This is a genomic window from Achromobacter sp. FW305-C-28 (assembly GCF_058783235.1).
Genome location: NZ_JBYSYL010000003.1, coordinates 545,996 through 559,307 on the forward strand (window position 1 = coordinate 545,996; position 13,312 = coordinate 559,307).

The following is a 13,312-nucleotide window of genomic DNA, read 5'->3' on the forward strand; positions in this document are numbered from 1 at the left end:
GGTTTTTTGTTGCCGCCTCTGCCGGGTTTCCCCGTTTCCCCTGCCGCAGAGATCCGCCATGCAACAACCGCAAGCCGCCACCGCCACAGACACCGACACCTTTGCCCAGGGCCATGCCACGCCCATGCAATACCTGCGCCAGATCCTGACCGCGCGGGTCTACGACATTGCCCGCGAGACCGAACTGGACCCCGCGCTGGGCCTGTCGCGGCGCCTGGGGAACCGCGTGTCGTTCAAGCGCGAAGACAACCAGCCGGTGTTTTCCTTCAAGGTGCGCGGCGCCTACAACAAGATGCGCAACACGCCGCAAACGGCGCTGGACCGCGGCGTCATTACCGCATCGGCCGGCAACCACGCCCAGGGCGTGGCGATTTCCGCCGCCAAGCTGGGCGTGCGCGCCACCATCGTGGTGCCGCAGACCGCGCCCCAGGTGAAGGTGGATGCGGTGCGCGCCCACGGCGGCCCGACGGTGCAGGTGGTGCTGGCGGGCGATTCGTACAGCGACGCCTATGCGCATGCGCAGACGCTGGCCGCCGAACAGAACCTGACGTTCATTCCGGCGTTTGATGACCCCTACGTCATCGCCGGCCAGGGCACGGTCGGCATGGAAATCCTGCGTCAGCACCCGGGGCGACTGGACGCGGTGTTCGTGCCCATCGGCGGCGGCAGCCTGGCGGCGGGCGTGTCGGTGTACCTGAAGGCGGTGGCGCCGCAGGTCAAGGTGATCGGCGTGCAGATCGCCGATTCCTGCGCGATGGCGCAGTCCATCGAGGCAGGCGAACGCGTCAATCTGGCCGAGGTGGGGCTGTTCTCGGACGGCACGGCGGTCAAGCTGGTGGGCGAGGAAACCTTCCGCCTGTGCCGCGAATTCCTGGACGAAGTGCTGCTGGTGGACACCGACGCCGTCTGCGCGGCGATCAAAGACGTGTTCCTGGATACCCGCAGCGTGCTGGAGCCGGCGGGCGCCCTGGCGGTGGCGGGGTTGAAGCAGTACGTGGAACGCGAAGGCGCGCAGGACCAGGGACTGGTGGCCATCACGTCGGGGGCCAACATGAATTTCGATCGCCTGCGGTTCGTGGCGGATCGCGCGGAAGTCGGCGAAGCACGCGAAGCGGTCTTTGCCGTGACGGTGCCCGAAGAACGCGGCAGCTTTCGCCGGTTCTGTGGCGTGATCGGCCAGCGCAGCGTCACCGAGTTCAACTACCGCATTGCCGATGCGCGCACCGCCCGCATCTTCGTCAGCGTGCAGATCGGGCGTCGCGGCGAAGCGGCCGAGATCATGCAGGCGCTGACGGAACAGGGTTTCGCGGTCAGCGACCTGAGCCACAACGAGGTATCCAAGCAGCACATCCGCTACATGGTGGGCGGACGCTCGCCGCTGGCCGGTGGCGAACGCCTGTTCCGCTTCGAGTTTCCCGAGCGTCCCGGCGCGCTGATGACGTTCTTGTCGGCCATGGCGCCCAACTGGAACATCAGCCTGTTCCATTACCGCGCCCAGGGCGCCGATTTCAGCTCGGTGCTGGTGGGCATCCAGGCGCCGCTGGCGGACGACGCGGCGCTGGACAAGTTCCTGGCGCAGCTGGGCTACGCGCACTGGGAAGAAACGGACAACGAGGCGTACCGTCAGTTCCTGGTCTGAACGCCCAAGCACCGGCATCCGGCCGGGGCGGGATGCTGGCCGCGCAAGGGGTATTGGGCGGGGCCTGATCAGGCCGGCGTGCAGCGGGGCTTGCGCGGCAGGTCGACGCCCGATTTCAGGTGCAGCATGGCCTTGCCCGGCGGGCCCGGCGTGAATTGCAGTGAGCGTGCGCGCCAGGCGGGCAGCTCGTCGTAGCGGATGTCGACCTTGCTGCTGGCGCCCGTGGCGCCGGGGTCGAACTGCATGGCCGGCAGTTGCTGGCAGGTGTCTTTGGCGTCCCAGCGGGCCAGCTCGCGTCCATCGGCCAGCCGCGCCACGCGAAAGCCCGCGGGGGTCGGCACGAATTCGGTGATGGCGGGCACGAGCTGCATATAGCCGTAGGCGTCCTTGACCTGTTTGGCGGGCTGGGTCTCGATGGCCCTGGACCCTGCCGGCACCGCCAGGTAGGCCACGTCGCCGTCGACGTCGAGCAGCCGGCCGGCGCCCAGGTTGATGGCCTGCAAAGGCGCATGGCGGATCAGCACGGTTTCGTTCCAGGCGGTTTCCACGCGGGTCCAGCCGGGCAGGCGCGCATCCAGAAAGCGCGTGACCTGGACGCTGTTGCGCTTGGGGTCTTTCGAGACATCGATACGCTGGGCGCGCAGGGCGCCGTTCACCACCTGCAAGTAGGCCAGCACGGTGCTCGCGCTGCCGCTGGTGAAGAATGCCAGCACGCCGCCGTCCAGCGCCTGCGCGCCGTTGGGGCAATAGAAGGCGCGTTGCGGCGGCCCCTTGCCATCGGCAAACAGCAGGTCGGTCACGTCTTTGCCGCACAGGGCCTGGCCCTGGAAGGTGATGGTGGTGCTGCGCGTCTGCTGGCGCTGGCCGGTGTTCCAGTCCTGCCGGCTGCCGCTGTTGACCTCGGCCACCAGGCCATCGCGGTTGTAGATCGTGTCGGCAGTGACGGACGTGCCCAGCAGGGCGGCTGGCAAAGACGCCAGCAAAGAAAGGTTCAGTGTCAGCGCGCGGCGGGCTTTCATCGTTCGGCTCTCGGCAAGCAGGTCGGCGGTCGACGGAGCCTTGACTATATAACGTCAGGTCAACCCGTCGTCAGGCCAACCCGTCCACATGCACCTGCGGCTGGCCTTGCGGACAGCGTTCGACCCGCGCCCGCACGCCGTAGGCGCGGCGCAGCGTGTCGGCGGTCACGACGTCTTGCGGCGGCCCTTCGGCCAGCAGCGCGCCGCCATGCAGCAGCAAGGCCCGGTCGGCGTGGCGCAGCGCGATGTTCAGATCGTGCAGCACCACCAAGGTGATAAGGCGATGGCGCGCCGTCTGGCGGCGCAGCACGTCCATCACGTGGAACTGGTAGTTCAGGTCCAGCGCCGACAGCGGTTCGTCCAGCAGCAGCAGCCGCGGCCGGCGCACCAGCGCCTGCGCCAGGGACGCCAGCTGCTTCTGGCCACCCGACAGTTCATCCAGGTAGCGGCTGGCCAGCGGGCCGATGCCCAGTTCGGTCAGCACGCGCATGGCTTCGCCCATCAGCGCGTCGCCGCCCTGGCCGTGGCGGCCCGAGCGGGCGGCCACCAGGACGGATTCCAGCACCGTCATGTGCACGCCCTTGGGCAGGGCCTGGGGCATGTACATGGCTTGCGCGGCCCGCTGTGCCGGTGGCAGGCGCCCGAAATCCGCACCGTCCAGCCGCAGCGTGCCGCCCTGCATCGGGTTCAGCCCCGCCAGGGTCTTGAGCAGGGTCGACTTGCCGCTGCCGTTGGGCCCCAGCAGCGCCGTCAACGAGGCCTGGGCCAAGGCCTTGGCGTGCAGGTTGCGCAGCACTGGCCGGCTGCCGTAGCCGGCCGTCAGGCCGCGGATTTCCAGCGTCGCGTTGGCCGTTTTCGTGCCGCCAGGCAGGGGAATGTCCCGCAGATTCATGGCGTCAGGGTTGCAGCGTCAGCGTGCCGCGCATGTGCTGGGCGTGCGCCGGGAACGAGCAGTAGAAGGTGTACGACTGTCCGGCGGCCAGGCGGCTGACGGGGAAGGTCACGGTGGCGGTTTCGCCGCCGCCCAGCATCGGGGTCTTGGCCAGGATGCGGGCGTCGCCGGGCGCCAGGAACTCGTGCTCGGCGCCGGCCTTCAGGCCGTCGATCGTCACCGCATCGATGTCCTCGGTCTTGGTCAGCACCCAGTTGTGGCCGGCCTTTTCCTTGCTGTTCTTGCCGGTGTGGATCAGGCGCACCGTGAAATCCTTGCACGTCGAGGGCACCACGATGTGGTTGGGTTCGAATTTCTTGCCGGGCTGGCCTTGCACGTCGATGGTGCAAGCGGCAGCGGGCGTCGTCGGGGCGGGCTCGGCGGCATGGACGGCGCCGGCGGCGAACAGGGTGGCCAGGGCAAGCGTGTAGCGGTGTTGCATGGGAAAGCGTCTCCGAAGTTCAGAAAAATGCGTCAGGCGCGCTTCAAGGCGCGGACGACGATGGTGAGAAAAAAGGGAATGCCGACCAGCGACGTCACGATGCCCACCGGAATCAGCGCGCCGGGCAGCACGGTCTTGGATGCGACCGAGGCCAGCGACAGGATCAACGCGCCGGCCAGCGCGCTGCCGGGCAGGTAATAGCGGTGGTCTTCACCCAGCAGCAGGCGGGCGATGTGCGGCGCCACCAGGCCTACGAAACCGATGGTGCCCACGAACGACACGGCCAGCGCCGCCAGGGCGCTAACGCGCAGCAGGCTCACCAGGCGCAGGCGCTTGACGTCGATGCCGAAGCTGGCCGCGCGTTCTTCGCCCAGCCGCACGGCGGTCAGCTTCCAGGCGTCGCGCATCGAAAACGGCAAGGCCAGCGCCAGCGCAGCGGTCATCACACCCACGGTCGTCCAGGTGGCGCGGGCCAGGCTGCCCATGGTCCAGAACACGATGCCTTGCAGGGCCTCTTCGCTGGCCACGAACTGCAGCAGCATCACCAGCGCCTGAAACGAATACACCAGCGCAATGCCGAACAGCACCACGCCCAGCGTCGACCCGCCGCGCCAGCGCGCCACCCGTTCCAGGATCAGCACCGACACCAGCGTGCTGGCAAAGGCCGACAGCGACACCACCATGCCCGGCGGCAGCGCCGGCACGTGCCAGTCCAGCGTGATCGCCAGCGACGCCCCAAAGGCCGCCGCCGCCGACACGCCCAGCGTGTAGGGGCTGGCCAGCGGGTTGTCCAGCATCGTCTGCATCTCGGCGCCGCCCAGACCCAGCGCCACGCCCACCAGCAGGGCCATCAGCGCATAGGGCAGGCGAAACTGCCAGACGATGACGCGCGCGCCGGCATCGGCCGCGTCCGGGTGCAGCAGCGTGCGCAGCAGGTCGGCCGGCGCGAGGCCAGCCGGGCCGGTGGCAATGTCGGCCAACAGGCTGACGGCAATGGCCAGCGTCAACAGCAAGGCCAGCGCCAGCCGCCGCTTCTGCGTGCGGCGGTGCAGGGCAATGGCGTCAAGCGGGGCGGCGGCGGTGGCCGCCGTGGCAAGTGCGGAAAGCGACATGATCAGCGTGCCCGGCCGTGCCTAGCGGCCCGCCGGTGCGGTCCAGTAGGTGCCCGCGCCGTCCACGTCCAGGAAGTCGCGGTACAGCGTGTCCAGCGTGGCGCGCGGGTCCAGCGCGGCGGCGCGTTCCGGATACAGCCACTTGGCCATCGCTTCCACCGCCGCCACGTTGTAGGGCGAGTTGTAGAACGCGTGCCAGAGGCCGAAGGCGCGGCCCTTCTTGACCGCATCCAGGTCGCGAATGCCGTCACGCTCGAGCAACGTGGACAGGCTGGCGGCCGACACGTCCGCCGCGGCGCCGGGGCCCGCCAACAGGCCTGCGCGGCCGGGTTCGGACCGGCTGCCCGTGGCGATATACACCTGGGGCTGGGCCTGCAGCAGGAATTCCATGCTGACATCGCCAATGGCCCCCGGCAGTACCGGCGCGGCCACGTTCACGCCGCCCGCCGCTTCCAGCAGGTCGCCAAAACTGCCGTTGCCCGTGGTGTGGCAGCACGCCGGCCACACGCCCGCCAGCATTTCCACGAACACGCGCGGCCGCTCGGCCTGCGGCACCGGCTGCACGATCTGGCGCACCCGCGCCATGTGCGATTCATAGAACCCGATATAGCGCTCGGCCGCGTCCTGGCGGTCCAGCGCCTGACCCAGGATGCGCAGGCTGGGCACGGTGTTCTGCACCGGATGCTGCCGGAAATCGATGAACACGATCGGAATGCCGGCGTCCTGCAACGACGCAATCATCGGATTGTTGCGGCCCGGGCCGTGGCCGCTCAGGCTGAAGACCGCCACGTCCGGCTTGAGCGACACGATCTTCTCGGGGCTCACGCTGGCTTCAGACGTCTTGCCGATCAGCGGCACGTCGGCCGCCTTCGGAAAGCGCTTCACCAATTGCTGCCACGAATACGGGTCCTGCTGCTTCAGTTCGCCTTGCCAGCCAACCACTCGGGCCACCGGGTCGGCGCGGTCCAGCAACGCCATCGCGAACACAAAACGGCCTTCGCCCAGCAGCACCCGCTGCGGGTGGTCGGGCACCGTCACCACGCGCCCGGCCAGGTCGGTCACCTGGCGGGCCTGGGCGGTGGGCGCGGCGGCGAAAAGGGTAGCGGCGACGGCCAGCGCCGCGGGGAACATAGCTTTCAAACGCATGGAGGGATCCTGTGGCCACGACGTGCGCCGCGGGGATGCGGGTAACGCGAACCATTCCTATCGCCGTGCAGTCTCCGCCATCCCGTCTCAAGAAAGCGTTAAGACGCGTCGCCGCTGTGGCGCCGGGGCCGCAAGCGCCAGGCCAGCGGATGGCCGGGCGGAGGCGGCGCTTACAATATGAGACTGATTTCCATTTCCGGCACTGCCCGACATGCGCGTTCTTGTCATCGAAGACGACCCCGACATCCTGGCCAACATCACGCACCACCTCACGCGCCGCGGCTACATCGTCGACTGCGCCGAAGACGGCTTGCGCGGCTACGCCATGGCGGCCACCGGCGGCTTCGACCTGATCGTGCTGGACCTGATGCTGCCCCGGCTGGATGGCTACGACCTGTGCCGCCGCCTGCGCACCGAGGCCGCCTGCGACACCCCCGTCATCATGGTCACCGCGCGCGACACCCTGGACAACCGGCTGGCCGGCTTTGATGCCGGCGCCGACGACTACCTGGTCAAGCCCTTCGCCCTGGCCGAACTGGCCGCCCGCGCCAAGGCTTTGTTGCACCGGGCCAGCGGCGCGGGCGCTGCGCGCGTGCTGCGTGTGGGCGACCTGACGCTGGATACCGGCACGCTGGCGCTGACCCGCGCCGGCCAGCCCCTGCGCCTGCCGCCATCGCCCCTGCAACTGCTGATGCTGCTGATGCGCGCCAGCCCGGCCGTGGTGCATCGCGGCCGCCTGGAGGAAGCCCTGTGGCGCGACTCGCCGCCCGACAGCGACAGCCTGCGCACCCACATCCACCAGATCCGCCAGGTGGTCGACAAGCCGTTCGACACCCCCTTGCTGGTCACGGTGCACGGCATCGGCTACCAGCTACGGGCTGCCGATGCGTAGCGCGCGGCGCGGCCTGGCCCGCCACCTGGTGCTGACCTACGTACTGCTGGCCCTGCTGGTCGGCGGCGCGCTGACCTGGGTGTCCATCTGGAGCGTCAACAAGCTCGAAGTCCACCTGCAACGCATCGACATGGGCATGGCCGTGGACCGCGTGCGCGGCGACTTCCTGGCCGGCATCGACCCGGGCCGGCCACATCGCTTCTTTCATGGCGACCCTGGAGGCTCGGCGTTTCCGGACTGGCTGCGGCGCCTGGGCCCCGGCTTTCACAAGATCGAGCGCGACGGCCGCGTGTGGCACGCCATGGTCGACGACAAAGACGGCCAGCGCTACATGCTGCTGCGCGACTACACCGAATACGAACGCAACCAGGCCACCTCCCACTGGACCGTCGTCACGGGGCTCGCCGCCAGCCTGGTCCTGGCCTTCGTGCTGGGTACCCTGGCCACGCGCCGCATGCTGCGCCCGCTGGCGCGCCTGGCCGCGCAAGTCACCGCGCGCGGCGCGCAACCGCCCCAGACCCGCCTGGCCGAAGACTATCCCCCCGACGAAATCGGCCGCCTCGCCGCCGCCTTCGACGCCACCTACAACCAGCTCGAACAGGCCTTGCGCCGCGAACAGCTCTTCACCGCCGACGTCGGCCACGAGCTGCGCACGCCGCTCATGGTCATTTCCAGTTCGTGCGAATTGCTGCTGGAAGAGCCGGGGCTGGATGAAGACGGCGCGGCCCGCGTCAAACGCATTGCCGCTGCCGCAACGGATATGGGCGAGCGGCTGGACACCTACCTGATGCTGGCCCGCGGCCGCGACGCAGGCGGGCAATTCGTGCGGGAAAGCGCGCCCGAGGCGGCGCGCGAGCAACTGGCCACATGGACCGCCGTCGCACAGCGGCGCGGCATGACGTTGGTGTTCGAGGGGGATGCGGATCGTGGCGCGGCCAAGGCCTGCCCGACGTTTCCCGCCCCATTGCTGCGCGCGGTCCTGTCCAACCTGATCCGCAATGCCTTGCAGTACGCCGGCCCGGGGGCACGCGTCACCATCCAGGCGGGCGGCGGCTACCTGCGAGTCGCCGACGACGGCCCCGGTATTCCCGCCGAACGCCAGGAAGCCATCTTCAGCCCCTTCGTGCGGGGCACGCAGCCGGACAACGGCAATCTCGGGTTGGGCCTGTCGCTGGTGCAGCGGATTTGCGAGCACCAGGGGTGGACGGTCTCGCTGGAATCGGCGCCGGGGCAGGGGAGCGTGTTTCGGGTGGAACTTGAAGGCGCCATGCGACAGTGAGGCTGCGCGTCGGCCGATCCTGAATCGCTACTCGGCGAAATTCTCCGTGTACCCCAGCAGCAGTACGTTCCCGCTAGCCGCAATCCCGGCAAGCTCACGCCAAGCGGCTTGGTGCTCGTCGCGGGCGCAGCCATACAAGTCCGCCAGGTCCGCCACCAATGCATCGGCCGCCGCCGGCTGCAGCGGCGTATCCCGCGCGAACCCCAACCACGACGCACCAAGCCCGACAAAGCGGTAGCCATGCCGCTCATGCATGCGCCGAATCACCGCATGGTTCTGAAACACATCCCAGTCGCAGGAGAAGTAGCCATTCGGCAGGGCGGCGATCATGAAGGTGTCGTCGGGCACGGTGACGCGCTGGATATAGACCACGCTATCGATCAGCCGGTCTGGATCGCGGTTGGTGGCTACCAGGACGTCCACGTCTTCCTGGGTGGTCATCAGCGTGCCGCACACGTCTTCCCAGGACTGACGCAACGCCGCGTCCTGCAATCGCACCGCCACGTGAGCCGCGCGGCGCACCTCGAAGGCGTGCACCGATTCCGGGTCGTCGAAGTCGGTGTCGCCGTAGTCCATGTCGATGCGATCGTCATTGCCCGCGTGGCCGCTGGTGTAGCAACACTGGTTGATGTCGTCGAGCGTGCAGAAGTACCGGTGGCCAGGGTCGGCCCGGCGCAACTCGTCCAGGCAGTCCAGAACCTTTTGCAGCGACAGGGCGCCGGACAGCCGGCGATGGCTGAGGGTGTCGACAGGCTGAAATGCGTACTGCTCGCGGTAGTCGACGGGGGTGATCTCCATGGTGGTCTTGCGCTCCGGGTGGTGGGCTTGAGGGGCAGTGTACAGGCCGCCCGGGACGACGCTTGTACAGGGACTTTGACAGGGCCGGATGATGCCCTGCTATTGGGCCTGCGACTCAAAGAACACCCGAAACCGTTCGCAGATTCCCGACCCGACATCCGAGAGCACAAAGAAGAACAACTCAACCATTTCCGGGGTCTCAAGCTCGGTGGTGTTGTCGGTGTCTTTATCGTAGAGGCAGCAGATCACGGCTCTGAGAAAGTATTTCTTGGGGGACTCTGGCTCGGCGTGGTACAGCTTCCACGTGTTCGCCCTTGCTTGCCGTAGCTCGGCCACGGCAGGAATTTTTCCGAGAGTGAGTCGCAGCCCCAGCGTCTCGGTCGTCCGCCGCAAGAACGCCCTCGAAAATTGTCGTTTCTCGCACATTTCCGTTGCGAGTTGCTGGAGAAACTTGGACAGGATCAGGGCGGATTCGTCAAAAGGGATGGCCTTCAGGTCGATATTCTCTTCAAGTAAATCAAGTTGAATCGCGGCTTCGCTCATTTTTCTCTCGTCTATGGTTGTCAGTGAGATGCCGGCACGCAATTCTGATGGGTTGTCTGCTGAGGCTCGAAGGGGCATCCGTAAAAAGAAAAAATCCGGGATGCGCACCCAAGCTACGCATTCCGGACGCAAAAGAGAATTGGAAGATTCTTAATTTTCAGGACGTTTCTAGAATGACAACTCCGCCGTAAACGTCACCGTCCGCCCAGCCCCCGGAACCCCATACAGCTGGAACCCATCCAGCGACGCACCTACCCGGCTGTAATAGAACTTATTGAACAGGTTCTCGACGTTCATCCCCACGGTCAGCGCTTTGTCCACGCGATAGCGCGCCGCCACGGAATGCAGCCAGTACGACGGGGCCTTCTCATCATCACGAACCCAGATTGGATGGGTGCCCGACGGCCCGGCGACGGTGGCGCTGTTGTTGTTCTTGCCGCCGACATACTTGTTGTCGGTGTAGCGGCGCTTGCCGACGTATTGCGCACCGTAGCTGAGCGAGAGGCGGTCGGTGGCGGCGTAGGTGGTCCACAGGTTGAAGGTCAGGTCGGGGACGTTCTTGGCTTCTTCGCCGCTGTTGGCGCCTTTGGTGATGCGGCTTTTCATGGCGCTGACGCCGGCAAAGGCGGACCAGCGCGGGGTGATGTTGCCGGACAGGCCCAGTTCGATGCCGTCGACGCGCTTGGCGGGCAGGGCGCGCACGACGTCGGTGGCGTCGTCGCCGTATTCCCAGGAATCGGACAGCTCGGTGCGGAACAGGGCGCTGGTCAGCGACAGGTCGCCGCCGGCGGCGTCCCATTTGGCGCCCAGTTCCCAGGTCTTGGAGACGGCGGGTTTGTAGCTGTCGCCACCGGTGGCGCCGTAGATGTTGTTGTTGGTCGAGGCGCCCAGTGCCGACGGTTGGGCAGCCTGGCTGTAGGCGGCGTAGAGGCTGGCTTGTTCGACGGGCTTGTAGGTCAGGCCGACGCGGCCGCTCCAGGCGCCGTCTTCGATGCGGTTGGTGGTGTGGTTGCCGGCCGATCCGGATACCTGGGTGACGCGGTAGCGGTCATAGCGCAGCGCGCCTTGCACCAGCCATTGGGGCGTCAGGGTCAGGGTGTCGGCGACGTACAGGCCGGTATTGAATACGCGAGCTTCGTTGCCGCTGTTGCCCTTGACGGTGTCGACCCCGCCCATGTCGACGCCGCCGGTGTTGCGCAGGTCGATGGTGGGGTTGGTGGACGGGGCCTTGATGGTGCGTTCGTGGTCGCCGTAGGTTTCCTGGTAGAACTCGATGCCGGTAACGACCTGGTGCTTGATGCCGCCCGTCTTGAAGTCCAGGTTCAGGTTGCTCTGGTTGGCCAGGATGGTGTAGCGCTTGGAGGTGCCGAAGTCGTTACCGCGCAGCTGGGCGTAGGGGCTGGGGTTGTCCAGCGCGGTGTAGCCGCTGTAGGACGCAATGCCATCGGCGCTGGTGACCAGCGGGCCGGCGCCGACATAGCCGTAGGACGTGCGTGACGTGCTGTTGAAACGCGCGGGCGACAGGACGCCGATGCGGTCGGTTTGCTGCCAGCGGCTGATGTTGGACAGGCGCACGCCCTGGTTGAAGTCGTGTTCGACTTTCAGGGTGGCCTGGTCGGTGCGGGTCTGCTCGGTGTAGAGCGACGGATCGCCATACCAGGCGTTGCGCGCGACGTTGGGCATGCGCTGGCCGCCGGTGCCGCGCTGGATGGGCACACCGCCGTCGGGGATGTTGTTGTCTTCCTGGTGCAGGTAGTTGAAGGTGACGCGGGTGGGCGTGCCCAAGCCCATGGCCAGCGATGCGGCGATGCCGGAGCGGTCGAACTCGGTCACGTCGCGCTCGGCCACGCCGTTGTGGTGGCGCATCAGGTTGATGCGCAGGGCCGAGCTGTCGGTCAGCTCCTGGTTCAGGTCTGCGGTGATGCGCCGGTAGTGGTCGGTGCCCAGGCCGCCCGAGGCCTTGTAGAACGATCCCAGGCGGGCTTGCTTGCTGGCCAGGTTGACGCTGCCGCCCACGGCGGACACGCCGGATTCAATGGACCCGGTGCCCTTGAAGACTTCGGCCTGTTCCAGATTGAATATGTCGGTGCGGCTGGACAGGCCGGCGTCGCGGATGCCGTCGACGGTGATGCTTTGTTCGGCCGAGAACCCGCGGATGGTGAACATGTCGCCCCAGCCCAGGTTGCCTTCGCCGGAACTGAAGGTGATGCCAGGCACGTTGCGCAGCACGTCCTGCAGGCTCTGGGCCTGCTGTTCTTCCAGCACGGCGCGGGGCACGACGGTGATGCTTTGCGGGGTGTCTAGCAGCGGCTCGGTGAATTTGCCGGACTGGACGCGGTCGGCCTTGTAGGGGGGCGCGTCGCCTTGTACCGTGACGGGGGCCAGTTGCACGGCGGTGTCGGCCGGCTGGGCCTGGGCGCTGGCGGCGGCGCCTAGCGCGATGCCCAGGGTTTTGAGCGCGAACGCGCCGCGGGGAGGGGAGAAGGACTGCGCCATGAGAAGTTCCAAGAGAAGTGCCAATGAGAATCGTTGGCGATTCTAGGTAGGCGAGTCTCAATATCTTGTTAAGGCGCGGGTGGGAACGGATGGGCCAGCATGTGACGCTTGGGCGGTATGAACCGGAGCGCCGACTTGATCCGCAGGTCCTGAAGATCACGGGGAAGGGGGTTGAAAAGGTCTCGCCCAAAAGAAAAGCCGCCTTCGCGGGAAGGCGGCCTGGGATCGACGGTGCAGCGCCCGCGATTCGGATCAATGCAGGATCTGGCTCAGGAACAGCTTGGTGCGTTCGTTCTGCGGGTTGTCGAAGAACTCGTCCGGGCTGTTCTGCTCGATGATCTCGCCGCGGTCCATGAAGATGACGCGGTTGGCGACCTTGCGCGCAAAGCCCATTTCGTGGGTCACGCACAGCATCGTCATGCCGCTTTCCTGGGCCAGGTTGACCATCACGTCCAGCACTTCCTTGACCATTTCCGGGTCCAGGGCCGAGGTCGGCTCATCGAACAGCATGATCTTGGGGCTCATGCACAGCGACCGGGCAATCGCCACGCGCTGCTGCTGGCCGCCGGACAGCTGGCCGGGGAATTTCTTGGCCTGATCCGGAATGCGCACGCGTTCCAGGTACTTCATGGCCGTGGCTTCGGCTTCGGCACGCGGCTTTTTCAGCACCCACATGGGGCCCAGCGTCAGGTTTTCCAGCACCGTCAGGTGCGGGAACAGGTTGAAGTGCTGGAACACCATGCCGACGTCCTTGCGGATGGTCTCGATGTGCTTCAAGTCGTTGGTGAGGTCCGTGCCGTCCACGATGATGTGGCCTTTCTGGTGCTCTTCGAGCCGGTTGATGCAGCGGATCATGGTGGACTTGCCCGAACCGGACGGCCCGCACACCACGATGCGCTCACCCGGCGCCACGTCCAGGTTGATGTTGCGCAGCACGTGGAACTGGCCGTACCACTTGTTCACGTCCTGCAGTTCAATGATGGCATCAGACATGCCTGTACTCCCTAAGTATCGC

Annotated in this window: 12 protein-coding genes; 3 read left to right on the forward strand and 9 right to left on the reverse strand. The window is 66.9% G+C overall.

All coding sequences use genetic code 11. The features are described from left to right. Window positions 1–58 precede the first annotated feature (58 nt). Complete coding sequence (ilvA, locus tag AC3WMR_RS11345; RefSeq protein ID WP_492263168.1) at window positions 59–1,639, forward strand: threonine ammonia-lyase, biosynthetic; 1,581 nt, start codon at window positions 59–61, stop codon at window positions 1,637–1,639. Between the two features lie 68 nt (window positions 1,640–1,707). Here ilvA and AC3WMR_RS11350 read toward each other — a convergent pair whose 3' ends face one another. The 5 genes from AC3WMR_RS11350 to AC3WMR_RS11370 all read right to left on the reverse strand — a co-directional run bounded on the left by AC3WMR_RS11350 (window position 1,708) and on the right by AC3WMR_RS11370 (window position 6,289). Beyond that, window positions 1,708–2,658: a hypothetical protein gene (locus AC3WMR_RS11350; RefSeq protein WP_492263169.1), complete on the reverse strand. Its 951-nt coding sequence runs from the start codon at window positions 2,656–2,658 to the stop codon at window positions 1,708–1,710. Window positions 2,659–2,728: 70 nt separating this feature from the next. After that, window positions 2,729–3,550 (reverse strand): ABC transporter ATP-binding protein, encoded by an 822-nt coding sequence (locus tag AC3WMR_RS11355; RefSeq protein WP_492263170.1) that lies wholly within the window; start codon window positions 3,548–3,550, stop codon window positions 2,729–2,731. Between the two features lie 4 nt (window positions 3,551–3,554). Continuing rightward, the gene (gene azu, locus AC3WMR_RS11360; protein WP_492263171.1) at window positions 3,555–4,031 is read right to left on the reverse strand and encodes an azurin; all 477 of its coding nucleotides are present in this window, start codon (window positions 4,029–4,031) and stop codon (window positions 3,555–3,557) included. A 32-nt stretch (window positions 4,032–4,063) separates the two neighbouring features. Next, entirely contained in the window at window positions 4,064–5,143 is a 1,080-nt protein-coding gene (locus tag AC3WMR_RS11365; protein ID WP_492263172.1) for a FecCD family ABC transporter permease, read from the reverse strand. A 21-nt stretch (window positions 5,144–5,164) separates the two neighbouring features. Continuing rightward, on the reverse strand, window positions 5,165–6,289 hold the full coding sequence (locus tag AC3WMR_RS11370; RefSeq protein ID WP_492263173.1) for an ABC transporter substrate-binding protein: 1,125 nt from the start codon (window positions 6,287–6,289) through the stop codon (window positions 5,165–5,167). A 211-nt stretch (window positions 6,290–6,500) separates the two neighbouring features. Here AC3WMR_RS11370 and AC3WMR_RS11375 point away from each other — a divergent pair, with 211 nt between their 5' ends. Next, on the forward strand, window positions 6,501–7,181 hold the full coding sequence (locus AC3WMR_RS11375; RefSeq protein ID WP_492263174.1) for a response regulator transcription factor: 681 nt from the start codon (window positions 6,501–6,503) through the stop codon (window positions 7,179–7,181). Further along, on the forward strand, window positions 7,174–8,460 hold the full coding sequence (locus AC3WMR_RS11380) for a sensor histidine kinase (RefSeq protein ID WP_492263175.1): 1,287 nt from the start codon (window positions 7,174–7,176) through the stop codon (window positions 8,458–8,460). The genes AC3WMR_RS11375 and AC3WMR_RS11380 overlap by 8 nt, the downstream gene beginning before the upstream one ends. Before the next feature lie 27 nt (window positions 8,461–8,487). Here AC3WMR_RS11380 and AC3WMR_RS11385 read toward each other — a convergent pair whose 3' ends face one another. From AC3WMR_RS11385 to AC3WMR_RS11400, 4 genes are all read right to left on the reverse strand, one after another. Beyond that, complete coding sequence (locus AC3WMR_RS11385) at window positions 8,488–9,258, reverse strand: hypothetical protein (protein WP_492263176.1); 771 nt, start codon at window positions 9,256–9,258, stop codon at window positions 8,488–8,490. A 99-nt stretch (window positions 9,259–9,357) separates the two neighbouring features. Beyond that, entirely contained in the window at window positions 9,358–9,801 is a 444-nt protein-coding gene (locus tag AC3WMR_RS11390; RefSeq protein ID WP_492263177.1) for a hypothetical protein, read from the reverse strand. Window positions 9,802–9,969: 168 nt separating this feature from the next. Beyond that, window positions 9,970–12,297: a TonB-dependent receptor gene (locus AC3WMR_RS11395; RefSeq protein WP_492263178.1), complete on the reverse strand. Its 2,328-nt coding sequence runs from the start codon at window positions 12,295–12,297 to the stop codon at window positions 9,970–9,972. A gap of 252 nt (window positions 12,298–12,549) precedes the next feature. Further along, window positions 12,550–13,290, reverse strand: coding sequence for an amino acid ABC transporter ATP-binding protein (locus AC3WMR_RS11400; protein WP_492263179.1), 741 nt, complete (start codon window positions 13,288–13,290; stop codon window positions 12,550–12,552). Window positions 13,291–13,312 lie beyond the last annotated feature (22 nt).

Coding starts and splice junctions, on each gene's coding strand:
- ilvA (WP_492263168.1), top strand. CDS start 59: ATGCAACAACCGCAAGCCGCCACCGCCACAGACACCGACACCTTTGCC.
- AC3WMR_RS11350 (WP_492263169.1), bottom strand. CDS start 2,658: ATGAAAGCCCGCCGCGCGCTGACACTGAACCTTTCTTTGCTGGCGTCT.
- AC3WMR_RS11355 (WP_492263170.1), bottom strand. CDS start 3,550: ATGAATCTGCGGGACATTCCCCTGCCTGGCGGCACGAAAACGGCCAAC.
- azu (WP_492263171.1), bottom strand. CDS start 4,031: ATGCAACACCGCTACACGCTTGCCCTGGCCACCCTGTTCGCCGCCGGC.
- AC3WMR_RS11365 (WP_492263172.1), bottom strand. CDS start 5,143: ATGTCGCTTTCCGCACTTGCCACGGCGGCCACCGCCGCCGCCCCGCTT.
- AC3WMR_RS11370 (WP_492263173.1), bottom strand. CDS start 6,289: ATGCGTTTGAAAGCTATGTTCCCCGCGGCGCTGGCCGTCGCCGCTACC.
- AC3WMR_RS11375 (WP_492263174.1), top strand. CDS start 6,501: ATGCGCGTTCTTGTCATCGAAGACGACCCCGACATCCTGGCCAACATC.
- AC3WMR_RS11380 (WP_492263175.1), top strand. CDS start 7,174: ATGCGTAGCGCGCGGCGCGGCCTGGCCCGCCACCTGGTGCTGACCTAC.
- AC3WMR_RS11385 (WP_492263176.1), bottom strand. CDS start 9,258: ATGGAGATCACCCCCGTCGACTACCGCGAGCAGTACGCATTTCAGCCT.
- AC3WMR_RS11390 (WP_492263177.1), bottom strand. CDS start 9,801: ATGAGCGAAGCCGCGATTCAACTTGATTTACTTGAAGAGAATATCGAC.
- AC3WMR_RS11395 (WP_492263178.1), bottom strand. CDS start 12,297: ATGGCGCAGTCCTTCTCCCCTCCCCGCGGCGCGTTCGCGCTCAAAACC.
- AC3WMR_RS11400 (WP_492263179.1), bottom strand. CDS start 13,290: ATGTCTGATGCCATCATTGAACTGCAGGACGTGAACAAGTGGTACGGC.